This window comes from Chloracidobacterium validum, from assembly GCF_018304825.1.
Classification (GTDB): Bacteria; Acidobacteriota; Blastocatellia; order Chloracidobacteriales; family Chloracidobacteriaceae; genus Chloracidobacterium; species Chloracidobacterium validum.
This window is the reverse complement of sequence record NZ_CP072649.1, coordinates 130,185-154,486: the sequence shown is the minus strand read 5'-3', so window position 1 is coordinate 154,486 and position 24,302 is coordinate 130,185. Positions and strand designations below refer to the sequence as shown.

General features: G+C 62.8%; 19 protein-coding genes. 11 read left to right on the top strand and 8 right to left on the bottom strand.

Features of this window, described 5'->3' with window-relative positions:
- Positions 1–40: 40 nt before the first annotated feature.
- Positions 41–1,591, bottom strand: coding sequence for a peptide MFS transporter (locus J8C06_RS11775; protein ID WP_246602143.1), 1,551 nt, complete (start codon positions 1,589–1,591; stop codon positions 41–43).
- A 189-nt stretch (positions 1,592–1,780) separates the two neighbouring features.
- Between J8C06_RS11775 and sctN the strand changes: the two genes are divergently transcribed.
- Positions 1,781–3,100, top strand: coding sequence for a type III secretion system ATPase SctN (sctN, locus tag J8C06_RS11770; RefSeq protein ID WP_211430355.1), 1,320 nt, complete (start codon positions 1,781–1,783; stop codon positions 3,098–3,100).
- Here the strand turns inward: sctN and mutY are convergent.
- The 6 genes from mutY to J8C06_RS11740 form a co-directional block, all read right to left on the bottom strand.
- Positions 3,095–4,177 carry an A/G-specific adenine glycosylase gene (gene mutY, locus J8C06_RS11765; protein WP_211430354.1) on the bottom strand — a complete coding sequence of 361 codons (1,083 nt, stop codon included), beginning with the start codon at positions 4,175–4,177 and terminating at the stop codon, positions 3,095–3,097. The two genes, sctN and mutY, sit on opposite strands and share 6 nt — an antisense overlap.
- Positions 4,174–4,923 (bottom strand): SDR family oxidoreductase, encoded by a 750-nt coding sequence (locus tag J8C06_RS11760; protein ID WP_211430353.1) that lies wholly within the window; start codon positions 4,921–4,923, stop codon positions 4,174–4,176. Before J8C06_RS11760 ends, mutY begins: the two co-directional genes overlap by 4 nt.
- Before the next feature lie 21 nt (positions 4,924–4,944).
- The gene (locus J8C06_RS11755) at positions 4,945–6,093 is read right to left on the bottom strand and encodes an MGDG synthase family glycosyltransferase (protein ID WP_211430352.1); all 1,149 of its coding nucleotides are present in this window, start codon (positions 6,091–6,093) and stop codon (positions 4,945–4,947) included.
- A gap of 115 nt (positions 6,094–6,208) precedes the next feature.
- Positions 6,209–6,595 carry a RidA family protein gene (locus tag J8C06_RS11750; RefSeq protein WP_281423859.1) on the bottom strand — a complete coding sequence of 129 codons (387 nt, stop codon included), beginning with the start codon at positions 6,593–6,595 and terminating at the stop codon, positions 6,209–6,211.
- On the bottom strand, positions 6,592–7,614 hold the full coding sequence (locus tag J8C06_RS11745; RefSeq protein ID WP_281423858.1) for a tryptophan 2,3-dioxygenase family protein: 1,023 nt from the start codon (positions 7,612–7,614) through the stop codon (positions 6,592–6,594). Before J8C06_RS11745 ends, J8C06_RS11750 begins: the two co-directional genes overlap by 4 nt.
- Positions 7,542–9,089 (bottom strand): ABC1 kinase family protein, encoded by a 1,548-nt coding sequence (locus J8C06_RS11740; protein ID WP_211430350.1) that lies wholly within the window; start codon positions 9,087–9,089, stop codon positions 7,542–7,544. Before J8C06_RS11740 ends, J8C06_RS11745 begins: the two co-directional genes overlap by 73 nt.
- 445 nt (positions 9,090–9,534) lie before the next feature.
- On the opposite strand from J8C06_RS11740, the gene J8C06_RS11735 reads away from it, so the two are divergent.
- From J8C06_RS11735 to J8C06_RS11690, 10 genes are all read left to right on the top strand, one after another.
- Positions 9,535–9,720 carry a hypothetical protein gene (locus tag J8C06_RS11735; protein WP_211430349.1) on the top strand — a complete coding sequence of 62 codons (186 nt, stop codon included), beginning with the start codon at positions 9,535–9,537 and terminating at the stop codon, positions 9,718–9,720.
- Positions 9,721–9,726: 6 nt separating this feature from the next.
- Entirely contained in the window at positions 9,727–10,044 is a 318-nt protein-coding gene (gene clpS, locus J8C06_RS11730; RefSeq protein WP_211430348.1) for an ATP-dependent Clp protease adapter ClpS, read from the top strand.
- Positions 10,045–10,069: 25 nt separating this feature from the next.
- Positions 10,070–10,513, top strand: coding sequence for a hypothetical protein (locus J8C06_RS11725; RefSeq protein ID WP_211430347.1), 444 nt, complete (start codon positions 10,070–10,072; stop codon positions 10,511–10,513).
- A gap of 176 nt (positions 10,514–10,689) precedes the next feature.
- Entirely contained in the window at positions 10,690–12,954 is a 2,265-nt protein-coding gene (gene clpA, locus J8C06_RS11720; RefSeq protein WP_211430346.1) for an ATP-dependent Clp protease ATP-binding subunit ClpA, read from the top strand.
- The gene (locus tag J8C06_RS11715; protein ID WP_211430345.1) at positions 12,951–14,147 is read left to right on the top strand and encodes a protoporphyrinogen/coproporphyrinogen oxidase; all 1,197 of its coding nucleotides are present in this window, start codon (positions 12,951–12,953) and stop codon (positions 14,145–14,147) included. Before clpA ends, J8C06_RS11715 begins: the two co-directional genes overlap by 4 nt.
- 7 nt (positions 14,148–14,154) lie before the next feature.
- A complete protein-coding gene (locus J8C06_RS11710) occupies positions 14,155–14,709 on the top strand; it encodes a hypothetical protein (protein ID WP_211430344.1) in 555 nt (184 codons plus the stop codon).
- A 93-nt stretch (positions 14,710–14,802) separates the two neighbouring features.
- Positions 14,803–17,469 (top strand): MGH1-like glycoside hydrolase domain-containing protein, encoded by a 2,667-nt coding sequence (locus J8C06_RS11705; protein WP_211430343.1) that lies wholly within the window; start codon positions 14,803–14,805, stop codon positions 17,467–17,469.
- Between the two features lie 86 nt (positions 17,470–17,555).
- Entirely contained in the window at positions 17,556–19,361 is a 1,806-nt protein-coding gene (gene aspS / locus J8C06_RS11700) for an aspartate--tRNA ligase (protein WP_211430342.1), read from the top strand.
- Positions 19,358–20,506, top strand: a complete 1,149-nt coding sequence (locus J8C06_RS11695; protein ID WP_211430341.1) for an alanine racemase — start codon at positions 19,358–19,360, stop codon at positions 20,504–20,506. The genes aspS and J8C06_RS11695 overlap by 4 nt, the downstream gene beginning before the upstream one ends.
- 155 nt (positions 20,507–20,661) lie before the next feature.
- Entirely contained in the window at positions 20,662–20,832 is a 171-nt protein-coding gene (locus tag J8C06_RS11690) for a hypothetical protein (RefSeq protein WP_211430340.1), read from the top strand.
- Positions 20,833–20,981: 149 nt separating this feature from the next.
- Here the strand turns inward: J8C06_RS11690 and J8C06_RS11685 are convergent, their stop codons facing one another.
- Entirely contained in the window at positions 20,982–24,257 is a 3,276-nt protein-coding gene (locus J8C06_RS11685) for a CHAT domain-containing tetratricopeptide repeat protein (RefSeq protein WP_211430339.1), read from the bottom strand.
- Positions 24,258–24,302: the final 45 nt, after the last annotated feature.

Here is a 24,302-nt window from a genome sequence, read left to right as displayed (position 1 = left end):
CCGGTGCGGTCGAAAGCCACGGCCGACGGCGTAGGCCGGGTCAACGCACATTACCCATGAGTCGGCGAATGAACGGTGTGAGGACAAACGCCACGACCGAAACGACAATCCCGGTCGCAGCCACTTGGTAAAACAACGCGCCGACGCTTTCCGGGCGGGTTTCGTCGAAATGACCGGCAATGAGGCCGCCGATGTAGTTGCCAAAGGTCGGTCCGAGAAACCAGATTCCCATGACCAGGCCGCTGAGTCGTTCCGGGGCGAGTTTGGTCATGGTGCTCAGGCCGACCGGACTCAAGCACAGTTCGCCCAACGTGTGGATGAGGTACACGGCGACGAGCCACCACGGACTCAGCCGCCCCCCACCCAGAAACGCCACCCCGACCGCCGCCACGACGAAACCGACGCCGACCAGCAAAATGCCGACCGAAAATTTCGCCGGACTGGATGGCTGCCGGTCGCCCCACTGAACCCAGAGCCAGGCAAAGACCGGTGCGAGGAAAATGATGAACAGGGCGTTGAGCGATTGGAAGTAGCTCGACGGAAACTCGAAGCCAAAGATGCGGCAGTCCGTCAGTCGGTCGGCGTAGAGGTTGAGGCTCGACCCGGCCTGCTCGAAGAGCGCCCAGAAGACAATCGAGGCCAGGAAGAAGTACACAATGGCCAGCATGCGTTTGAGTTCGTCTTCGGCCAGTGTGCGCAGGAAAGAAAACCACACCAGGGCAATGATGCCGGCAAACACCAACGCGATGTAGCCGTAGCCGGCCCCAGAGCCGAGCTGGGCGACGACGACGCCATACAGTTGCTGGAGGCCGGCCACGACGGCAAAGAGAGCAATGGCCACGCCTAGGTAGGCTGCCAGTCCCTGCCACGCGGGCGTTTGTCCGCCGTCGTCACGCGGCGGCCGCTCGCCGACGCCTTCCAGGTACTTGAACCCGACGATGTACTGCACCAGTCCGAGCGTCATGCCGACGCCGGCGGCGGCAAAGCCCCAGTGCCAGCTTGCGCTCGGCTGGAAGCCCCAACCGGCGATGGTTGCCTTCCAGGTGTCAGACTGCGCCAAAAAGCCACAGGCCAGCGGCGCGAGAAAGGCCCCGATGTTGATGCCCATGTAGAAAATCGAGAAGCCCGCGTCCCGGCGTTGGTCATCCGGCTTGTACAGCCGACCGACGATGGCGCTGATGTTCGGCTTGAGCAGTCCCGTGCCCAGCACGATCAGGACGAGACCCGTGTAAAAGGCCGTTTCCGACTCGAAGGCCATGGTGAAGTGGCCGGCTGCGATGATGATGCCGCCGATGAAAACGGCGTACTTCAGCCCTAGCAACCGATCCGCGGCCCAGCCGCCGGGCATGGCCAACAGGTACACCGCCGAGGTGTAGGTTCCATAAACCAACGCTGCGCGCGCGTTGGAGTAACCCAGCCCGCCGTTTTCATGACTGGCCGTCATGTACAGGACGAGCAGGGCGCGCATGCCGTAATAACTGAAGCGTTCCCAGAGTTCGGTGAAAAACAGCGTCATCAGGCCAATCGGGTGGCCGAAAAACTGCTTCCTTGACATAGCCCCTTCAGAGGCATCCGCAACGGCAGCCGACATGGTGTGAGCTTCCTTGAGCTGGAATAGTATTCGTTTGGTGGCGCACAATAGCGCATCCCGGCGGCTTTCACACAAGACAAAAAGCCTTTGCGGCCAGGCGAGGCCGACGGGAAAGCAGCACCGGTCAAAGCGCCAGACTTCGACGCCATCTTGGAAACAGTAAGTCGCCCGGAGGTTTCAGCGATCAGTATGTCAGGAGCAGCGCAGTTGGATTTGTCACCTTACGTCAAGGCGCTCGACTGGCTGCCGTCAGTCGAAGTACGTGGACGGGTCACGGAACTCGTTGGGTTGTTGGTCCGCGCCTCGGTGCCGGGTGCGCGCATCGAGGAACTCTGCTTGATTCGGTCGCCGCACCGCGCCCACGACCTCAAGGCCGAAGTCGTCGGTTTCCGCGGCTCGGAAATCATCCTCATGCCGCTGGGCGAGTTGCAGGATGTCACCATGGGCGCGGAAGTGATTTCGACCGGCGGCTCGCTCAAGGTGCGGGTCGGGGAGGCGCTGCTGGGGCGCGTCCTGGATGGCCTGGGCGAGCCGATGGACGGCAAAGGGCCGATCCAGAACGCGGTCGAAGTCGCCGTCACGGCGCGGCCGCCCGACCCGATGAAACGCCAGCGCGTCACCAAACGGTTCGTGACCGGCGTGCGCGCCATTGACGCGACGTTGACGGTCGGCGAAGGGCAGCGCGTGGGCGTGTTTGCCGCCGCCGGCGTCGGCAAGTCCACCTTGCTGGGCATGCTGGCCCGCAACACCGAGGCCGAAGTCAACGTCATCGCGCTCATCGGCGAACGCGGGCGCGAAGTGCGTGACTTCCTCGAACACGACCTTGGCCCGGAAGGTCTCAAGCGGTCGGTCATCGTCGTGGCCACGTCCAATGAGCCTTCTCTGGTGCGGCTCAAGGCAGCCCATGTGGCAACGGCCATTGCCGAATACTTCCGCGATCAAGGCAAGAAAGTGCTGCTGATGATGGACTCCGTCACGCGCTTTGCCCGCGCCCTGCGTGAGGTCGGTCTGGCGACCGGCGAGCCGCCGGCCCGGGCCGGGTTTCCGCCGTCCGTGTTCAGTGAGCTGCCAAAGCTGCTTGAACGGACGGGCAACTCGCAGCGGGGTTCGATCACCGCGTTTTACACCGTGCTGGTCGAAGGCGACGACATGACCGAGCCGATTGCCGATGAAACCCGCTCGATTCTCGACGGTCACATCGTGCTTTCGCGGGCGCTGGCGGCCGGCGGACACTATCCGGCCATTGACGTGCGCCAATCCGTTTCCCGCGTCATGACGGCCGTCGCCGACAAAGACCACACCGCCAAGGCGATGAAGTTGCGGGACATTCTGGACGCCTACGAGTCGCAGAAAGACCTCATCCTGATCGGCGCGTACAAGAGCGGCAAGGACAAACGAACGGATTACGCCATCTCGAAAATTGACGCGGTCAACCAATTCCTGCGCCAGCCAACCAGCGAAAAAGCCGATTTCCAGGACACGCTCAACCGGCTGACGAAGATTTTATGAGCCGAGGTCACGACGTGGGGCCGCGGCCGGCGCCGTCCAGTCGGCCAAACGCCGGGCGAGCCGGGTCAACGGCAGGGCGGCGAGCATCTCCGGCGTCGCCCAGCAGGTTGCCGTCTGCGGCAGGTCACCGGGCGCGTCCACCTCGACGAAAAACACCTGAAGCGCCTGGCGAAAGTGGGTGAAGTCGTGCGTCACCACTGGGCCGGCCACGGGCGGCGGCCCAACCAAGCCCAGGGCATGCAGTCCGCGGGCGGCCGCGGCCTGGTAGTCCTCGCCATCCCGGCAGGGGATGGTGGGGAACTCCCACAGCCCACTGAGCAGCTCCGTCTCATCGCGCCGGACGACCAAGCGGCGCCCCTGCCACATCACGAGCAAACAGGCGAAGGGGCGGATCGGTCGCGCCTTGCGCGGCGGTTTGAGCGGGTAGTCCGTTGTCACACCCTGGCGTCGGGCCGCGCAATCCACGGCCAGCGGGCAGACGGCGCACTTGGGCGCGCGCGGCCGACACACCAGCGCGCCCAGCTCCATGAGCGCCTGGTTGATGTCGCCCGGACGCGCGCCGTCAACCAGCGCCTGCGCCGTGGCCTGAACGACCGATGACTGCCGGGCAAGGCTGGCGCCAATGTCCGCGGCGCGGTATCGCGCCAGCACCCGGCGCACATTGCCGTCAATCGCGGGGACCGCTTCGCCGAAGGCCACCGAAGCCACGGCCGCCGCGGTGTAGTCCCCGACGCCCGGCAACCGTCGCCACTCGGCCGCCGACCGTGGCAGCCTTCCCTGCCCGTGGGCGCAGATGTGTCTGGCGGCCGCGTGGAGCCGTTGGGCGCGCCGGTAATACCCCAGGCCTTCCCAGTGCTTGAGCACCTCCGCAAGCTCCGCCGCCGCCAGCGCCTGAACCGTCGGAAAGCGCGCAATAAACCGCAGGTAATACTCGGCCGCCCGCGCGGCCTGGGTTTGCTGGGCCAGCGTTTCGGCTACCCACAACCGATAGGCATCCGTCGTCGCGCGCCAGGGCAGACTGCGCCGGTGGCCGTCAAACCACGCCAGCAGGTGCCGCCGCGCGACCTCCAGCGTCACGTGACCGTCCCACCGTCGAGAATGATGACTTCGCCGTTCATGTAGGCATTGCGGTCGGAAACGAGAAAGGCCGCCAGTTCGCCAAGCTCTTGGGGCTTGCCCAGCCGCCCCACCGAACACCACATCTCGTAGATTTCCCGAAAACGTTCCGGCAACGTATGGCCCAAGTCAGTGTCGAAGATGCCGGCGGCAATGGCGTTGACCAACACGCCGAAGGCCGCGCCCTCGCGGGCCAGCATTTTCGTGAAACCGACCACCGCCGCCTTGGCCGTGGCGTAGTGAACGCTGGTCGGCACGGTGCGGATGCCGCCGATGGAGCCGATGTTCAAAATGCGCCCGTACCGGCGGCGCACCATGTGCTTGAACACCGGTTTGGTGACGTTGAACAACCCATGCAGGTTGACCCCCATGACTTCATCCCAGGCTTTGTCGCTCATGGTCAGAAACAGGTCGGGACGATTCACGGCGGCATTGTTGATGAGAATGTCAATGCGCTCGAAGTCCGCCAGGGCAGCCTGGACGACCTGCTTCATCGCCGGGCGGTTGGCGACCGAGGCCCGGTAGGTCACAACCCGCCGTCCGTGAGCGCGGATGACCGCGGCGGTTTCTTCGGCCGCCGCATCGTTGGTGTGATAGTTCAGGGCAATGTCGCAGCCTTCGCGGGCAAACACTTCACAGATGCCGCGGCCGATGCCGCGGGAGCCGCCCGTGACGAGTGCCACCTTGCCTTCGAGCAGTTTCGACATGGTGAGCCGTTCGTTTGGGGTTCAGGACTGAGCGGGGACGAGGGCTGAAATTTCATTCACGATGCGCTGGGTCGCATCTGGGACGCCCAGCGCCGCCGCCGCTTCCCGCATGGCTTTCAGCCGGCTTGGCGTGTCGAGCAGGCGCCGCAGCGTCGGCACGATGTCTTCGGCCCGGCGCAGCATCAACCCGGCGTTGTTTTCTTCGAGCAGCGCGCCGGTGCCGGCTTCCTGGGGCATCGGCGGCGTCACCGCATCGGCAATGATGGGGAGCCGCGTGGCAAGCGCTTCAAAGGTCGTCAAGCCGCCGAGCTTGGAAACCATCACGTCCGAAGCGCGCATCAGCCGCTCCATGTGATTGGAAAAGCCGAGGACCTTGACGGGAAAGCGCGCCTGCCGCGCCAGCGCCTGGGCTTCATCGGCCAGGCGGGCGTTTTTGCCCGTCAAAAACACCACCTGCAAGTCGAGGTCGGCCGTGACCAACGAGCGATAGATGCGCGGGATGTTCCCGCCGCCAATCCAGCCGGCATTGACAAAGACGGTGAACTTGTCTGGGTCGAGTCCGAGTTCCTTGCGCAGCAGCTTCGGGTCAAGGGCATTGGCTTCCTGAAACTTCGGGTGAATCGGCATGCCGATGACGCGAATCCGGTCTTCCGCCACGCCATATTCCAGCAGTTCGGCCTTGGCGCGCTCGTGAGCGACGATGTAGAGGTCCACGAAGTCGTCACTCCACCCCCGCCACGAATTGCCACAGGGGTCGGTCACGACGGTGACGAATGGAATCTTGCCGCTCAGGTTGAGGTCGTGCAGCAGCCGTGCAATCGGGTACTGCAACATCGGATGCACCGAGACGATCAGGTTCGGGCAATGCTTTTCAAAGAGGCGCTCGAGGTAGGGCTTCGCGTACCGTTCAATCAGCACCCACCGCTCAGGATGGTAGCGGTTGATGAAGCGGTGATAGTGCTTGACGTACTTCTGGTGTGAGCGGAGCAGAAAGTTGTAGAGATTGCCGCCCATCCGGGTCACGGCGCTGCACTCTTCAAGGGCATGGGCCGTGTGGACGAGAAACTTGACACCTTCAGCAACTTTAGTCAGTCCGGCTTCCAGCGCGCGGGCAGCGCTGGTGTGACCTCCGCCGGTGTCTGAGGTCAAAATGAGAATCTTTTTTTCCACGCTTGCCTCGCCATGGTGGGGGGATGTGACGCTGGCCGGGGCAACACTATACTGATGCCGTCCGCCTGTAAACAAGTTACTGACGCGGCGCGTTACCGACGGTTGCGCTTGCCACTCACGCCGGAATCACGGCGATGCACTCGATTTCCACACGCACATCCTTTGGCAGTCGCGCCACCTCGACGGTCGAGCGAGCCGGCGGCGCGCTGGGGAAAAACGTGGCATAAACGTCGTTCATCGCCTGGAAGTCGTTCATGTCCTTGAGGAACACGGTGGTCTTGACCACATGCGCCAGGTCACTTCCCGCCGCCCGCAAGACGGCCGCCAAGTTATCGAGGACCTGGCGGGTTTGGGCCGCCGCGTCGTCCCCTACGATGGTCATCGTGGCCGGGTCGAGGGGGATTTGCCCCGACGTGAAAACGAACTGCCCAACTTGCACGGCTTGGGCATAGGGGCCAATGGCTGCCGGGGCCTGGTCAGTGGCAATGCGAGTTGTGATCATGCGGAGGTCTCCTGAGCCAGCGCGGTGAACTGATCATCGAGATCGGCAAAGTAGCGCCGAGTATGCTGTTTTCCAATCTCCAGGTTGTCACGGCACGAGTGGGTGTTGCCAACGGTGCCGGCCGATTCGCTGAAGTCGCGCCCCAGAACCTTGGCGGCGGTTTCGGCATGCCGCCGCCGCCAATCGGCCAACTGCCGGTCGAGGGTCACGAGTTCCCGTTGCAGCGCGGCCAGTTCGGCCGGTTGAGCCACCGCCGCCACCCGGTCGTAAGCCTGGCGCAGGTTTCCGGTTTGGCGCACTTCCGCCAGGACGGCAGACAGTAACCCGTCGGGGCCACCGTAGCGGGCCAGAAAATCACGCATGCCGGGGCCGTCAATGCGGTGATGGTATAACTCTCCGGCCTCGCGCCCGACGAGGAGTTCGATCACCGTCAGTTGCACGCTTTGCAAACCGGACGTGTGCTGGAGCGCGCCCCGAAAGGCGAGAAAACTTTCACGGGTCAGTGTCTTCATGACGTCGAAGCCCTGCGTTGCCAGCCCAAACTCAAGGTTGCAGCGGTGCAGGAGCGCCGCTGCCGAAGCGACTTCGGGCGGCGCGCCCGTGAGCTGCCGGATGATTTCCCGAAGGTCCCGGATGACTTGCGCAAACCAGAACTCGAAGTGCTGGTGGACGGCGATGAACATCACCTCATCGTAGCATTCGGTCTGGCGTTCGGATTGCAGGTTGTGGATTGCGTCGAGCTTGACGTAATCCCAATAGGTAAGCGCGGGGCGGGTCATCAGGTGCGGCGTCTCTTGCGAAGGAGCGGTAACTTGCCGTGACGATTCGAATATACCGCTTTTGGCGGTGGTTGCGGGGCGCTTTTTTCCGGGTCTGGTTGCCCCGTGGGTCTCGATGCACTTTCGTTGCCAACCGCGGACGGGCCGCCAGGACGGGGTGGTGCGACTCAGGAAGGGAGCGGCAGGCGCGGGGTTGAGTTCGGTGATGGCAGGGCGCTTTTCACCGGCGCGCCCTGCCACATCCGACGCACGAAATCCTTGGCATAGGAGACCTTCTTGCGCTGCATGACGCGGCTCAAGTAAGCATCGAACCGCTCGGCAAAGACCTCGGCGGCATAGCGCAGCGCCGTGGCCGCCGGGACGATGCGGGCAATGAGCTTGAACCCAACCCGCTTGGCAATGGGGACGGCATCGCGGATGCTATCGAAGTTGTTGTCGAATCGAATGGCCACGCCTTCGATCAACGTCGCCATGCGAAACAGGTAAACCATCTGACGCGGCATGCGCAGGTGGTGCAGGATGCGTGTCTTATCGAAAAGCTGCTCGACGGCGAGCTGGACTTGGCGCTGGTGCGTGCGCGCCAGATGGCGCAGGTTCATGATGGTTTCCGTCACATAGGCCAGTTGCTCGGCCGGCGTGCTCGGCTCGACCATTTCCAGCTCATACAGCTTGGCGACAACGTCGTCGTACTGGTTGGCATTCGCCGCCAGAATCAGTCCGAGAAAGCGGTCGCGGGTCACGGGGTCGAGTTCGTCCACCATGCCGTAATCCAGCAGGATGATGTCGCCCCGGCGGTTGATCAGGATGTTGCCCGGATGGGGATCGGCATGGAAAAAGCCATGCACCAGCAGTTGCGAAAAAACGATTTCCAGCAGCGCCTCGACCAGTTCGCCCAGGTCGAGGCCGTAGCTCCGAATCGTTTCGACGGCGTCAATCCGCACGCCCTCGCAAAACTCCATCACCAGCAAGTCTTCGTGGGTCAGCTCGTGGGCGATCTCTGGGATGACCAGGCGCGGATGGCGTGGCTGCTGGGCGCGGAGGCGTTCGGCGTTTTGGGCCTCGGTGCGGAAATCCAGTTCACCGACGACGATTCGCTTGTACTCCTCAAAGAGGACCTCGAAACCCCGGTACAGGTAATGCTCGCCAAAAAACGGGCGCAGCCATTCAAGCAGGGTGCCGAGAATGGCATTGTCGAGCGTAATGGTTTCGACGACGTTCGGCCGGCGAATCTTCACGACGACATCAATGCCCCTGTAACGCGCGCGGTGCACCTGCCCGACCGAAGCGGACGCGATGGCTTTGGGATCAAAGTCGTCGAATAGTTCGTCGGGTGATTTTCCGGTGCGGCGGCGGATGACACCGCTGACATAATCCATCCCGGCGGCCGGCGTCTGGTCGAGCAGCCGGGCAAACTCATGCGCGTAGATTTTGGGCACGAGGTCTTCACGCACGGCGAGGATTTGCGACAGCTTGATGTAGGACGTGCCCAGCCGAGCGAAGGTATCCACGAGCCGTTTGGCGCGGCGGGCATGTTGCGCTTCGGTCAGAACGCGCGGCGCGCCCCACCTGATCCACCGCCGCCGGTCACGGAGAAAGCTGATGAGAAAGGGGAGCAACGCGACCGAAACGACCGTAAACCGCCGTAAGTGACGGACATTGTCACTAAGCGACAACGCGCGTGAAAGAACTGGGACATCAAGAGTCAGCGCAGGCATGGCCACCAGGGGCGAAGCATAGCATTTGGCATCCGCAGGGCGTTGGCGCGTCACGGCTCGCCGGATTGAACGTGACACCGACCGCGTACGTTAGCAAACGCATGACGCCAATGCACCATATTTGCGCGCCGGTCCGGTCGGGGGAAGAAGCCTTGCGGAACACGCGCCGTCACACTATTGAGTAAGAGCGGCTGCCGTCGGTTTGTCCACGCACTTTGTCAGTCGGTTTTGCCCAGGTGGTTCGTTCGTGCACGTTGCTTTGGTTCATTCGCTTTGACTCGGTCCTGTTTACATTTACAGCGGACGCACACGTGAGTAGAAATATGCTGTCGGTCCCCCCGGTCCAACCAACGTGGCGGCTGGTCGCCCTGCCTGGCAGTTGAGCCGAGCGTGGCTTGCCGAGTGACTTGGGAAGGGAGCGACGGAAAAAGGAAGGAACCGCGCCATGCAGTCTTCGATAGCCTTGACCGTCGTCGGCCTGGCGGCCAGTTTTCTGCTCCGCCAGTGGTGGCGGGCAGCCCGGCGGTTCGTCACGCCGGCAATCGGCTGCCACGGAGCCTGCGGCTGCGCGCGGCCCGGGCAAACTGCCCCGGGGTCGAAGCCCGGTGTCGAGCCGGTTCGTTTGGGATAACTGCCTATGCCAAACCCTACGCCAGATCGGGATGAAGGGCTGCTCGTCGAAGAGCGCACGACGACCAAGGAACCTCCCATGTTCCGCGTCCTGCTGCACAATGACGACTACACGACCATGCCGTTCGTCGTGTACGTCCTCCAGCACATTTTTCATCACTCGGAAAGCGAAGCCATGCGCATCATGCTGAACGTTCACCGGCGTGGCATTGGCGTGGCCGGCGTCTATCCGCACGAGGTGGCTGAAACCAAGATGATGCAGACCATTCAGCTCGCGCGCGCCAATGAGTTTCCGCTGCTTTGCACGATTGAGCCAGTAGAGTAAACGGAAGCTTCCTGGAGGGGCAGTGATGCATCGCCTCTATCGGTTGGGTCTGGCGCAAATTGTAGCGTGGTTGGTGGTCGGCCTGCCACTGCTTGGGGTAGCCGTTGACTTCGTGCGAACCGACTGGAAACCACAGGGGCAGAGCACGGAAGGACTATCTGGGCTTTTTGGAGCGCTCCTACTCATCTTGGGCATTCCGCTCCTGGGATGCGCCCTCTGGGTTGGCTGGGCGGTGCTGCGTGGGAGCGGGCGGCTGAAACCACTGGCGCTCATCCTGTCGGTGGCGCTTCTGGCCGTCGGAGGCGTCGCGGCGCTGACGGTTGGCATTTGGATCAGCGCCACCCTGCAGCAGTTCTCCTGGAGCGCGCCGGTGGCGGTCGGGGTCGCGGCGCTCCTCATGTTGACGACGATTGCCAATGTGGCCTATGTCGCCGTCGAGGTATTTGCGCCGCCCAGCCTTGGTTCATAACTGCGCCGGCCACCGGCACGCCGACGCTGGCGCTCAGTGACCGGCCCGGGCATCCGGGAGCCTTGAACCCAATGGCTTTTCCAGCTACCTGCTGGCGTTCTATGCTAGAGCTGGCCCCTGCGACTGCCTTGGTTTGAAACACGACTTGCACTACGACGGGATTGCTTCCAACTACCATGCCTATGCCTGCCATCTTCACCAAAGACCTCCAGACTGCCCTCACGGCCGCCGTCAATGAAGCCATGGCGCGCGGTCATGAATACCTCACGCTGGAACACGTCCTGTTTGCGCTGCTCGACGACCCGACCTCGGCGGACATCCTGCGCGCCTGTGGCGGCAACCTCGAGGCGCTCCGGCGCGATCTGGAGCGCTTTTTCACAGAGCGTCTGACCTCGGTCAAAGTCCCGACCGGGGGGCCGGTGAGTCCGCCGGAGCAAACGGCGGCATTTCAGCGGGTGCTGGAGCGCGCCTACACCCAGGCGCAAGCGGCGGAGCAGCGCAAAATTGATGGCGGAAACATTCTGGCCGCGATGTACGCCGAGGAGCACTCGCACGCCGTTTACCTGCTCAAGCGGCAGGGCATCGGACGCTTGGATATTCTCAACTACATCTCGCACGGCATCGGCAAGGCGGCCGAAGATGAGACGGGTGAGGCGGAAGCCGAAGACGCCCCGCCATCCCGTGACCCGCTCGACGCTTACACGGTCAACCTCGTCAAGCGCGCGGCGCAGGGACTGATCGATCCGCTGATCGGCCGCCAGACGGAACTCGAACGAACCATTCAAGTCCTGTGTCGGCGGCGCAAGAACAATCCCATCTATATCGGCGATCCGGGCGTCGGCAAAACGGCCATCGCGGAAGGGTTGGCCATGAAGATTCACGCCGGAGAGGTGCCGGATGTGCTCAAGGACGCCGAGGTGTACGCGCTCGACTTGGGGGCGCTCCTGGCCGGAACGCGCTACCGCGGCGATTTTGAACAACGCCTCAAGCAGGTTATTGCGGCGCTCAAAAAGCGTCCTAATGCCATTTTGTTCATTGATGAGATTCACACCATTGTTGGCGCCGGCGCAGTCAACGGCGGGACGATGGATGCGGCCAATATCCTCAAGCCGGCCCTGGCCGCGGGCGAGCTGCGTTGTATTGGTTCAACCACCCACCAGGAATACAAGCAGTCGTTTGAGCGGGATCGCGCGCTGGCGCGGCGCTTCCAGAAGATTGAAGTGGGCGAGCCAACCGTGGACGAGGCCGAGCAAATCCTGGCCGGACTGAAGCCAGCCTATGAACAGCACCACGGCGTGACCTACACGCCAGAAGCGCTACGGGCGGCGGCCGAGTTGGCGGCCAAGCACATCACGGACCGGTTTCTGCCCGACAAGGCCATTGATGTCATGGACGAAGCCGGCGCGGCGCTCCGGCTGGTACCACCGGCGCAGCGCCCCAAAACCGTTGAAACGCACGACATTGAAACCATCGTCGCCAAGATGGCGCGCATCCCGGCCAAGTCGGTTTCGGCGGCCGAGCGCGACCGGATGCAGACGCTCGAAGCTGACCTCAAAGCGGTCATTTATGGTCAGGACAAAGCCATCGAGCAGGTCGTCAATGCCATCAAGATTTCGCGCGCTGGCCTCGGCAGCCCGACCAAACCGGTTGGCTGCTTTTTGTTCTCAGGACCGACCGGCGTCGGCAAAACCGAACTGGCCAAACAACTGGCGAACGTGCTGGGCGTGACGTTCCTGCGCTTTGACATGAGCGAATACATGGAAAAGCACACCGTATCGCGGCTCATCGGCGCGCCGCCCGGCTATGTCGGTTTCGATCAGGGGGGCTTGCTCACTGATGCGGTCGTCAAGCATCCCTACTCAGTGGTTGTTCTAGACGAAATCGAGAAGGCACACCCAGACATTTTCAACATCCTGTTGCAAGTCATGGACAGCGCCACGCTCACCGACAACAACGGCAAAAAGGCTGATTTCCGCAACGTCATCCTCATCATGACGACCAACGCGGGAGCAAAGGAAATGAGCGCCGCCGCGATTGGCTTCAAGAAAGAAACCGGCGGCGGGCGAACCAAGCATGCCGTCGAACGAACCTTCGCCCCAGAGTTTCGCAATCGGCTCGATGCCTGGATCGTCTTTGAACCACTGTCATTTGAAAACATCCGGCGGGTGGTCACCAAATTCCTCGCCGAGGTTCAACGGCAGTTGGATGACAAGCAGGTGACGCTCGAGGTCACGGATGCCGCCGTCGAGTGGCTGGCGAAGCGGGGCTTTGACACCAAGTATGGGGCGCGTCCGATGGGGCGACTCATCCACGAGAAAATCAAGCAACCACTCGCCAACGAAATTCTCTTTGGCTTACTCAACAAAGGTGGGCGCGTCGAGGTTGACGCAGTCGGCGATGACATTGGGCTTGAGTACCATCCAACCGGGGCCGAATCGTGAAGAACGCGGCGGTCATCGTCATTGGGAGCGGTATTGCCGGAACGACCTTTGCCCACCGGTGCGCCCGCGCCGGGATGTCGGTTTTGGTGCTGGAAAAAGACGCCGAGCCAGGCGGGGCCCTGCGGTCGCATCGGTTTGCCAAAGGCGATGGATTCTGGGCCGAGCTTGGGGCGCACACCTGCTACAACAGCTACAACACGCTGCTCACGGTGATTGAAGAATGTGGGCTACTCGCGGAACTCCAACCCCGCGCCAAGGTCGGTTTCAAGTTTCTGGTTGCCAACCGGGTCAGATCGATTGTGTCGCAGCTCCATCTGCTTGAGGCGGCTTGGCGACTCCCCTTCGGAATACGCGCCAGCAAAGCCGGTTTGAGCGTGGCCGATTACTACACGCGCTTGCTCGGCCCAAAGAATTACGCGGATGTGCTATCGCCCGCGTTCAATGCGGTGATGTGTCAGTCGGCCGGCGACCTGCCGGCGGACATGCTGTTCAAGAAACGTCCGCGCCGGGCGGATGTCCAGCGCACCTACAGCCTTCCCAGAGGGTTACAGCAGATCGTCACGACGGCCCTGGCGCAGCCGGGCATTACCTTGCTCACAAACTGCGAAGTGGTCGGCATCGAGCGGGGCAAAGCTGGACTTGAAGTGGCCACCGCCACCGGAGAGCTTTACCAAGCGCGGCAACTGGTTGTGGCGACGCCGGCCAATGTGGCCGCGCAGTTACTGCGCCAGGCATTTCCGTCGGTATCAGAGAAACTCTCACGGATTCGGGTTGAAGTCATTGAAACCGTAGGGGTGCTCGTTCCACGCGCGGCGGTCAACGTCCCGCCGGTGGCCGGCTTGATTGCGCGGGATGATTTGTTTTATTCAGCCGTATCACGTGATGTTTTGCCACATCCAACTTGGCGTGGCTTCGCGTTCCATTTTAAGCCGGGCAAACTTGACGCTGAAAGCAAGTTACGGCGGATTGCCGACGCGCTTGGCGTGGCGACGACGGAGATTGTCGAATCCGTGTTCCGGGCGAACGTTCTCCCCTCACCCAAGCTAGGGCACGCCGAGCTGGTTGGAAGCCTTGACGCGACCCTGGCGGGGCTGCCGCTTTTTTTGGTTGGGAACTATTTTGATGGCGTCTCGATTGAAGAGTGCGCAGCTCGCGCCGTAACGGAGTTTACCCGGCTTACTTCATCGAAGTGAGCGTGGTATGCGCCTGCGAACATTTGGAAAAGCCATTGCTTTCAGCCTTGGCGGCGCACTGGCTGGTGTCAGCGTGGCCGTTCTTACTGGTTTTTTTCTGAGTGACAGACTGAGCGACGACCTGCTTCCGCTGCTCTGGCTGGTGGGTGGTGTTGGTGGCCTGGCGGTGGGCGCTTCACAGGTTTCATGGGGCCACCGCCGCCGCCATCGTCGTCGTCGTCGTCGTCCACAGGTGGTCTTGCCGCCCATGATGAAACCTGCCGGTTCCTCAGCCACAAGCGCGACGGCAAGTGAAGCTTCAACCGGGGCGGTCGTTCCTGGGGACATGTGTGAGCTTTTTCGCCAGGCGACGGACGCCACGCCGACCGAGCTGCTGAACGTGCGCGTATGCGACATTCGGCTTGATGGCGAGGGCGAACCACTGAGCGTCCGGCTGACGCAGAATGGTCAGGAACGCGAAGTGTTTCTCGTTCATGACTATCACCGTGGCACGGTGGCCGAAGCGCTTGAAGCCGCGCTGCAACGCGAGCCGGGGAATCGCCGCGCCAAGCTTTTTGCCTAAGCCAGGCTCAAGAAAGCTTTTTCCCGATGCGCGCTTGATGATAGCCTCTCGCCGCGCACGATCCACCTCCTTGAATCCAAGAAAAACCCTTGTATGCCTACTGCTGAAGAGTTGCGGCTCGAAGAATCGGCCGCGCGAACCAAACATTGGAAACGCTGGGGCCCTTATGTGAGCGAACGCGCGTGGGGAACCGTGCGTGAGGATTACAGCCCACACGGCGATGCCTGGAGCTACTTCCCCTATGAGCACAGCCGCTCGAAAGCCTACCGGTGGGGCGAAGATGGGTTGGCCGGCATCTGTGACCGGCGGCAGATTATGTGCTTTGCACTGGCGCTCTGGAACGAACGCGACCCGCACCTCAAGGAACGCTTGTTTGGCCTGACCGGGCCGCAGGGAAACCACGGCGAGGATGTCAAGGAGTATTACTTTTACCTCGACTCGACGCCGACCCACAGCTACATGAAGTGGCTCTACAAGTACCCACAGGCCCGCTTTCCCTACGAGGAGCTGCTCCACTTTGGACGGAAGCGCTCACGCCGCGAGCCAGAGTATGAGTTGCTCGACACGGGCGTGTTTGAAGGAAATCGCTACTTTGATGTGTTTGTCGAGTATGCCAAGGCCGATGTTGATGATTTGGTCATCCGCATCACAGCCGTCAATCGGGGGCCAGAGCCGGCCCCGCTCCACATCCTGCCGACCCTCTGGTTTCGTAACACTTGGTCCTGGCAACCCATGCCGGGCGAAAAGCCCTACATTCGGCAGCTTTCCGACTTGGGCCGCATGCGCGTCATGGCGTGCGACCATCCAACGCTTGGCAACCGCTGGCTCTATTGCGCCGATGCGCCGGACCTGCTCTTTACCGAGAACGAAACCAACCTGGAGCGACTCTACGGCGCGCCCAATCGAACGCCCTACGTCAAAGACGGCATCAACGACTACCTCGTTCAGGGGCGGACTGATGCGGTCAATCCAGCCCGGACCGGCACAAAGGCCGCGGCTCACTACCGGGTTGAGTTGGAGGGCGGCGGCGCGACGACCATCTGGCTGCGCCTGTGCAACTACGACCCGGAAACCCTGCGCGGAGAACCCTTCGGGCCGGCGGCGCGCGTCATGGCCCAGCGCCAGGCCGAAGCGGATGAGTTTTACGCCACCCGCATCCCCGAAACGCTCTCGGACGACGCGAAAAACGTCATGCGTCAAGCCTTTGCCGGACTTTTGTGGACCAAGCAGTTTTATGCGTACGAAGTGGACCGCTGGCTGACCGGCGACCCGCTGCAACCCCCACCGCCACAGTCGCGCCGGCGGGGACGTAATCGCAACTGGCTGCACCTGCACTGCGAAGACGTGATTTCGATGCCGGATAAATGGGAGTACCCCTGGTTTGCCGCCTGGGACTTGGCCTTTCACTGCGTCCCGCTGGCGCTGGTGGACAGCGAATTTGCCAAGCAGCAACTCATTCTCATGCTGCGGGAGTGGTACATGCACCCCAACGGACAGCTCCCGGCCTATGAGTGGACCTTCGATGATGTCAACCCGCCCGTCCATGCCTGGGCCGCGTGGCGGGTTTACAAGATCGAGAAAAAACGCACCGGCAGGGGCGACACGGCTTTCCTCGAACGCATTTTCCACAAGCTCCTGCTCAACTTCACCTGGTGGATCAACCGCAAGGATGCTGACGGCAGCAACATCTTCGAGGGTGGATTTCTCGGCCTGGACAACATTGGCGTGTTTGACCGCAGCGCCAAACTGCCCACCGGGGGCACGCTCCAGCAGTCGGACGCCACGAGCTGGATGGGGATGTACTGCCTCAACATGCTGGCCATCGCGCTCGAACTGGCGCGTTATGACACGGTTTATGAAGACGTGGCCAGCAAGTTTTATGAGCACTTTCTCTACATTGCCGATGCGTTGAGTCACCGCGGCGGCGCGGAAGGTGACGCGCTCTGGGATGAGCAGGACGGCTTTTACTACGACGCCGTGGCCTTTCCCGATGGGCGGAGATTGCAACTGCGCGTCCGGTCGCTCGTCGGGTTGATTCCACTCTTCGCCGTGCAGATGATGGAAAGCTGGTGGCTGGAACAGTTGCCAGGGTTTCGGCGGCGGATGGACTGGTTCGTTCGCAACCGCCCGGAGCTAGTCAACAGCATCGTGTCAGTGGATGAGCAGGGCAACGTGATGCAGCAGTTGCTCTCGCTGCCAAACACGTCGCAACTGCGACGAATTCTGCGCGTCATGCTCAACGAACAAGAGTTTCTGTCGCCCTATGGCATCCGGTCCGTGTCGCGCTACCACCTGGCTAACCCCTATGTCCTGCATGTGGATGGGCAGGAACACCGCGTGGATTACGACCCGGCCGAGTCTTCGATTCCAATGTTTGGCGGCAACTCGAACTGGCGCGGCCCGATCTGGTTTCCGGTGAATTTCCTGATTATCGAGTCGCTTCAGAAGTTCCACCACTTCTATGGCGACAGCTTCAAAGTTGAGTGCCCAACCGGTTCCGGCCACATGATGACACTCTGGGAGGTTGCGGCGGAGCTGTCGCGGCGGTTGGCGCGGATTTTCCTGCGCGACGCCGAGGGGAAGCGTCCGGTTTACCGGCACGCCGGCATGGCATGCTTCGACACGGACCCGCACTGGCGCGACTTGGTGTTGTTTTACGAATACTTTCACGGCGATACTGGAGCCGGGCTAGGCGCGAGCCACCAAACCGGCTGGACCGGACTGGTGGCAAAACTGCTAGTGCAGAGCGGCGAAGGCTGAGCCGAGCCAGGTGAGCCAAGCCATGCAGGTGAGCCAAGCCATGCAGGTGAGCCAAGCCATGAAGGACAAGCCCTGAAGGATAAACCATGATCGAGTTGGACCACCTTGGCGACTGGCAACGTACCCACCTCAACGGACAGTTGGGCGTGGCCCACGTTGGGCAGTCGGTGATACTCGTTGGCTGGGTTGGCCGCCGACGGGACCATGCGACGGCAACCTTTGTTGACTTGCGCGACCACAGCGGCTTCGTCCAGGTGGTCTTTGATAGCGCCCGCGGTGATGGGGCAGCGCATGTCAAGGCGCGCCCACTGCGGACGGAATACGTCATTGCCGTGCGCGGCGTTGTCGTGCAGCGCGCGCCGGACGCCGTCAATCCCAAGCTGGCGACCGGCGAGATTGAAATCCATGCCGACGAGCTGCGTATCCTCAACGACGCCCAGACGCCGCCGTTGCCGATCGATGAAGAAAAGACGGTGACCCTGGCCAGCGAAGAGGTCCGGTTGAAGTACCGGTATCTCGATTTGCGCCGGCCAACCATGCAGGCCAACTTGCGTCTGCGGGCACAGGTGACATCCACCATCCGCCGCTGGATGGACGACCACGGCTTTCTCGAAGTCGAAACGCCGTTTCTCATTCGCTCGACGCCGGAGGGCGCACGGGATTTCATCGTGCCCAGTCGGGTGCATCCGGGAAACTTCTTTGCCCTGCCCCAGTCGCCCCAGCTTTTCAAGCAGTTGTTGATGATCGGCGGATGTGACCGGTACTACCAGATTGCCCGCTGTTTTCGGGACGAAGACCTCCGCGCCGACCGCCAGCCGGAGTTTACCCAGCTCGATGTCGAGATGTCGTTTCCCCAGGTAGAAACGCTCTTCGCCATTGTCGAGGGGTTGATGGCCGAGCTGACGAAACTGCGTGGCATTGAAGTGACGCTCCCGTTGCCACGGCTGACCTATCAGGAAGCGATGCGTCGCTTCGGCTCCGACAAGCCGGACATTCGCTTTGGCATGGAGTTGCAGGATATTTCCGAGGTCGCGCGTACGGTTGACTTCCCCCCGTACCAGGCGGCGCTCACCGCCGGGGGCTGCGTCAAAGCCATCGTGGCGACTGGCAAGGCGGATTACAGCCGCAAGACGCTGGATGACTTCACCGACTGGCTCCGCAAGGATTACAAAGCCGGCGGACTCGGTTACATCAAGGTGACAGCCGAGGGCGTCCAGTCGCCGCTCGTGAAAGCCGTCGGTGAGGAAAGCGCCAGCGCGATTGTCCGCGCCGCCGGGGCCCAGCCCGGCGATATGGTTTTCATCGTTGCCGGCACGCATCCCATTGTGGCGACGAGTCTGGGCGCGCTGCGGGTTGAGATTGCCAGGCGCGAGCGCCTGTTTGATCCGAAGCGGCTTGCGTTTCTCTGGGTGACGGACTTTCCCATGTTTGAGTTCGACCCGGACGAGCGCCGATGGTACGCCATGCACCATCCCTTCACGGCTCCGCGTGAGGAAGACCTGCCTTTGCTTGAAGCCGGCCCCGACCGGTGGGGCAAGGTGCGGGCGCAGGCTTATGATCTGGTGCTCAACGGCGTCGAAGTCGGCGGCGGCTCGATTCGGATTCACCGGGCGGACGTGCAACGCAAGGTTTTCAATGCCCTTGGCCTCAGCGAACAGGACGCGCGGCAACGGTTTGGCTTCTTCATTGACGCCCTCACCTATGGCACGCCACCCCATGGCGGCATTGCCTTTGGCCTGGATCGCTTGGTGATGTTACTGGCCGGGATGGACTCGATCCGCGATGTCATTGCCTTTCCAAAAACCGCCCATGCGACGGACTTGATGTGTGAAGCGCCGAATGTCGTCGAACCCGCCCAGTTGCGCGAGCTGCGGCTGCGCCTCGATCCGTGAAACTGACTGACGTGGCAACTTCGGCTGACCTGCTGACCACGCCAACCCCGGCACTCCTTCTGGACCGCGCGCGACTGGAGCGCAACATCGCCCGTATGAGCGCCCATGTCGCGCGCCTCGGAGTCCGGCTGCGCCCCCACATCAAGACCCATAAATGCCCGACCATCGCCCGGCTGCAAACGGCCGGACAGTTCGGCGGCATCACGATCTCAACCCTGGCCGAGGGCTTTGCCTTTGCGGCGGCCGGCTTTGACGACTTGCTCTATGCCGTCCCGATTGAACCGGGCAAATTCGAGCGCGTCTGTCGGTTGGCGCGGCAGGTTCGGCGGCTGGCGGTCATCACCGACGACCCAGCCATCCCACCCGGACTGGCTGCCGCCGCGCAGGAAGCCGGTATCCACCTCGATGTGTTGATTGAGATTGACTGTGGCGATGGGCGCACGGGTCTGCCCTGGGACGCCACCGACCGGATTGGGGACGTGGCGCGCGCCATTGCCGCGTCCGCGTCGCTGGCGCTGGCGGGCCTTCTGACCCACGCCGGACACGCCTATGCCGCGCGCACGACGGATGAACGCCAAACCATCGCCCGACTGGAATGTGACCGCCTGCGGCAGGTGGCGGACGAGTTGGAACGAAAGGGGTTTCCCATTGCCTGCATCAGCATCGGTTCGACGCCGACGATCACGGCGCTGGACACCCCGCTGCCCCCGAAGGTCGAGGTGCGGCCGGGAAACTATGTGTTTTTTGATGCCTTCCAGGCGCAGTGCGGCGTCTGTACCTTCGACGACTGCGCGCTGACCGTGCTCACGGCCGTCGTGCATCGGAGTGATGACAGAATCGTTGTGGACGCCGGTGCCATTGCGCTTTCCAAAGACATCGGCGCGCCGGATTTTTTCCCGCGCAGCGGCTACGGACTGGTCGGCGATCTGGAGGGCTGCCCGCTCGGTCTCCGGGTGGCAGCGGTCTCGCAGGAGCACGGCAAGATTCCACTGCCCGACGCCACCTGGCGCAGCCGGTTCCCGGTGGGGACGCGCCTGCGTATCGCCGTCAACCACTCGTGCCTGACCGCGGCCCAGCACGCTGATTATCTCGTGGTGACGGACGGACGAATCCACGACCGATGGCCCATGGCGCGGGGATGGTAAGCCGTCTCCCGGCACTGTGTTCCAGAAAACGGTTGAACCCGGCTGCCGGGGATACATTCACGGCGCGTTCCCGATGAAAACCGTCGTTTGTCACGCGGACCGGTTTACCGGTCGCCGTCGAGGTCGTTATGAACTGGAAAGAGATCAGTTGGAGAATGGCGATTGCCTACGCCTTCTTGACCTACATTCCCTTGCTTGTCTTCTGGGCGCTCACGGTTGCCTTTGCCAACGCGCTGGGCGGGATTAGTCACTTCATCCTGATTATGGGGATGGTCTTCGCCATTATTCTGGACATCAAGCGGCGCTCGCCGGGTTACTCCATCTGATGTTGGCCAGGCCGGTGGTCGGCGGTGGACGATGGGGTGCGGTCGGGAGCCGCAGTGTCCTGCCCGGAAAAGCCGGTCGCCACCGCCAAAACTAGCCAGAAGATGGCAGCTTGAGCCACGGCCGGCCTCGCGTGGCGCTCGACGGGCACTCAGTCGTTGACCGCCAGCGACCGCCAATCGCCCGACAGAACGAATGCCGCCCAGTAGTAGGGATGCTGCCAGTCGGCGGCCGGCCGCGCCGTTTTGCCCGGCGGCGACAGCCCCAGCTCGCGCTGGCCATCATCCTTCTGGGGGCGAATCTTTCCGCGCAACAGCTTCAAGCGCGCCGATTGGAGTGCCGCCAGTCGCTCCTTGCCACGCCCTAGCTCACGGTAGAACTCACGCATCAGCGCCGCAGTGGCCGCATCGGAGACTTTCCACAAACTGATTACTTGTGTCTCGGCTCCGGCTACGAGCAATGCCCGCCGTAGGCCGTAAACGCCTTCCCCACGCCGCGCCTCACCCAATCCGGTTTCACACGCCGATAGCGCCACGAGTTGTGTTCCCCAGAGGTCAAGGCCGGCCGCTTCGACGGCCGTCAAGACGCCGTCTTCGCCCGCGCCACTTCGCCCTTGCTGCACCCCGGCGAGAATCAGTCCTGACCGAAGCAAGGGATTTTCCCTAGGGACGGGGGACGCTTCTGCCCCGAGGCCGAGTTCACGGGTTTCCGCGGCGGACCGGTCTGTAGCCTGCTCCGTGAGAAAGAAACCGTGCGTGGCGATGTGCAGGCACCACGGCGCGCGCACCGCCTTCAAGCGCGCCTCGGTGGCCTCCGCGCCCACAACGACTTCGACATCCCGCAAATGGCGTTGCAAAAACTCGACTTCGCGCTGCGTCCCCGGCAACGGTGGGTAGTCCACCGCCTGGAAATCAATGGAGCGCAGTCCATTGGTGGAGTGCTCGACCACCGGTTCACCCAAGTCGTAGCGTGGGTTGGCAAGCGCAAGCCCGCGGCGGTGCGTGGGAGTGCGGGGCTGACCGAAGCGCAACAGGTCACGCCCACTGGTCAGAAGGCTGATGTCGTACTCTTCGAGCAGGTAACGCCCTCGTTCATCAATGAGGGCTTCAAATGGGATGAGGTTGGCGCTGCCATCCGGGGCAATGAACAGCCGCCGTGCCTTGCCGAGTTGCGGACGGATGGGAGCAAAGAGCTTTTCGTCCAGCGCGCGCGCAACCGCGCGGATGTTGGGCTGGCGCTCACGCAGCGCCTGACGGAAATCCTCGATGCGGGCCTCGATGTCGTTCAACTCACCGAGGTCAACCGCGCGCGGCGCCGGTCTGTCTGATGACAGCACGTAGGCCGCCAAGCGGGGGGACTCGGCAAGCTGCCCAGGCTGACGCCCATCCAGTGGGCGGTAGATGACATACTCCACCAGGGCCGCGTTTTTCGGGAGCGCCGCCCGGACCGCCTCGAACGAAACCGGCCGGAGCTGCGCCCCAAGTTGGGCAAAACGTTCCCCAAGTTGACTTTCCAGGGTCTCGATGGCGCGCTCCAGTTGCGCGCGCTCGGATTGGGCTTCGGGCTTGCCGGCCAACTGCGCCAGCCGGTTGCGGGCCGTTTGCAAGTCGTCAAGCAACTGCCGGTCGGCGGCAGTGGCGCGGGCGCGCAGTTGCGCGGTCTGATTGGCCAGCACATCCAGCGCCCGGCCCTTGTGCCGCAGGCTGATCAGGAGCGCCAGCCGCGCCGCATCGTCCGCCTGGGGAAAGTACTTTATCTGCCAGGCGGTGGCGACTTCGGCCAGCCGGCCGGCCCGCCGGGCGTAAAGTGTCTTCTGCCGCTCCGAGCCGACGACCAGATTGCGCCGGAAGTCAGCCTCAATCAGGTCGGTGGCGCGGGCAATCCACGTTCCGGCCAACTGGGCTTGCTCGCGCAGCAGATGAAGCCAGATGAGGTGGCCGGCCGCCACCGCCAAGTCGGGATGCGCCGGGTCAAGTGCTTGCTCACGAATCTCGAAGCTCCGCCGATAGAGTGTTTCCGCCTCGGCGTAGTTCTGGCGGCGCTGGGCAAGCTGCCCCAAATTGACGAGAACCGAGGCTAACAAGGGGTGTTTCGGCCCGACGGCGCGTTCGGCGATGGACTGCGCTCGTTTGAACGCCTGTTCGGCGGCGGCCAGGTCACCCAGCGCCAGCTTGACCGCCCCCAGATTGACCAGCGTCCCCGCCACAAGGGGATGCGCCTGGCCCAGCGCCTGCTCCCGAATCGCCAGCGCGCGCTCAAAGTAGGTCTGTGCCATCCCCAGCGCGCCTTGCAAGCGGGAGAGTTCTCCCAGGTTGTTGAGCGCGTGCGCAACGAGTGGGTGCGTTGGACCCAGCGCCTTTTCCCAGATGCTCAACGCGCGGTGGTAAAGCGGTTCGGCCAGGGCGTAGTCGCCGCGGTCGCGGTACATTGCCGCCATGTTGTTCAACCCGATGGCCAGCTCCGCATGGTTGGCCCCCAGCTTGGCTTCGCGGATGGCAATGGCGCGGCGGTACAGTGGCTCGGCCGCGGCATAGTCGCCACGCACGCGATACAGCTCGGCAAGGTTGCTCGCGCCGGTGGCGACTTCCGGGTGATCGGGGCCAAAGCTGCGCTCACGCAGGGTTAGGGCCTGCTGAAAGTACGGCTCGGCCCGCTGGTAATCGCCGCGGTCCTTGTATAGCAGGGCCAGGTTGGTCAGGACGGTGGCAACGTGCGGATGGTCCGGCCCCAAGGCTTTTTCCCAGATGGCGCGCGCGCGTTGGTATAGCGGCTCGGCGTCCGTGTAGTTGCCGCGCGCGCGATACAGTTCGGCGAGATTGTTGGCAGTCACCGCAACATCCGGGTGCTCCGCGCCAAGCGTCTTTTCCCGAATCTCCAACGCGCGCCGATAACGTGGCTCGGCCGCGGCATAGTCGCCCCGCGTTTTGTAGAGAAGCGCGATGCTGTTGAGCACCATCGCCACGTCGGGATGCTCCGGGCCACGCGCCTTCTCGATGACTTCCAAAGCGCGTTGGTAAAGTGGCTCGGCCGCTTGGTAGTTGCCACGCAGCCGGTAAAACATCGCCAGATTGGTCAGACTCTGCGCCACATCGGGATGCTCCGCGCCCAGGTGCGCCTCGCGGATGGCGAGCGCCTGCCGCAGCGCCGCTTCGGCTTCCGGCATTTGCTTGTAGGCCTGCGCCAATCCCAATGCGTTGTAAGCGCGCGCGATCAGTGCCGGATCGCGGCTGGCCTCACTGGCGGCGACGGCGGCTTGGCCGGCCTGAAGCGCCGCGTCATACCGGCCGGCCTGAATCAAGGCGTCGGCTTTTTCAACCAGGCTTTCAGCCGACTGGGGCGCGGGAACGGCCTGGCTTTGGGCCGCTGCCGAGTCCGTCATCGGCGATACAACCAGTAAAGACAAGGAAAAGGCCAAGGCGTAGCGCATAGGCGTACCTCCGGCGGATCACCCAGATGTGTAGAACCGATGCAG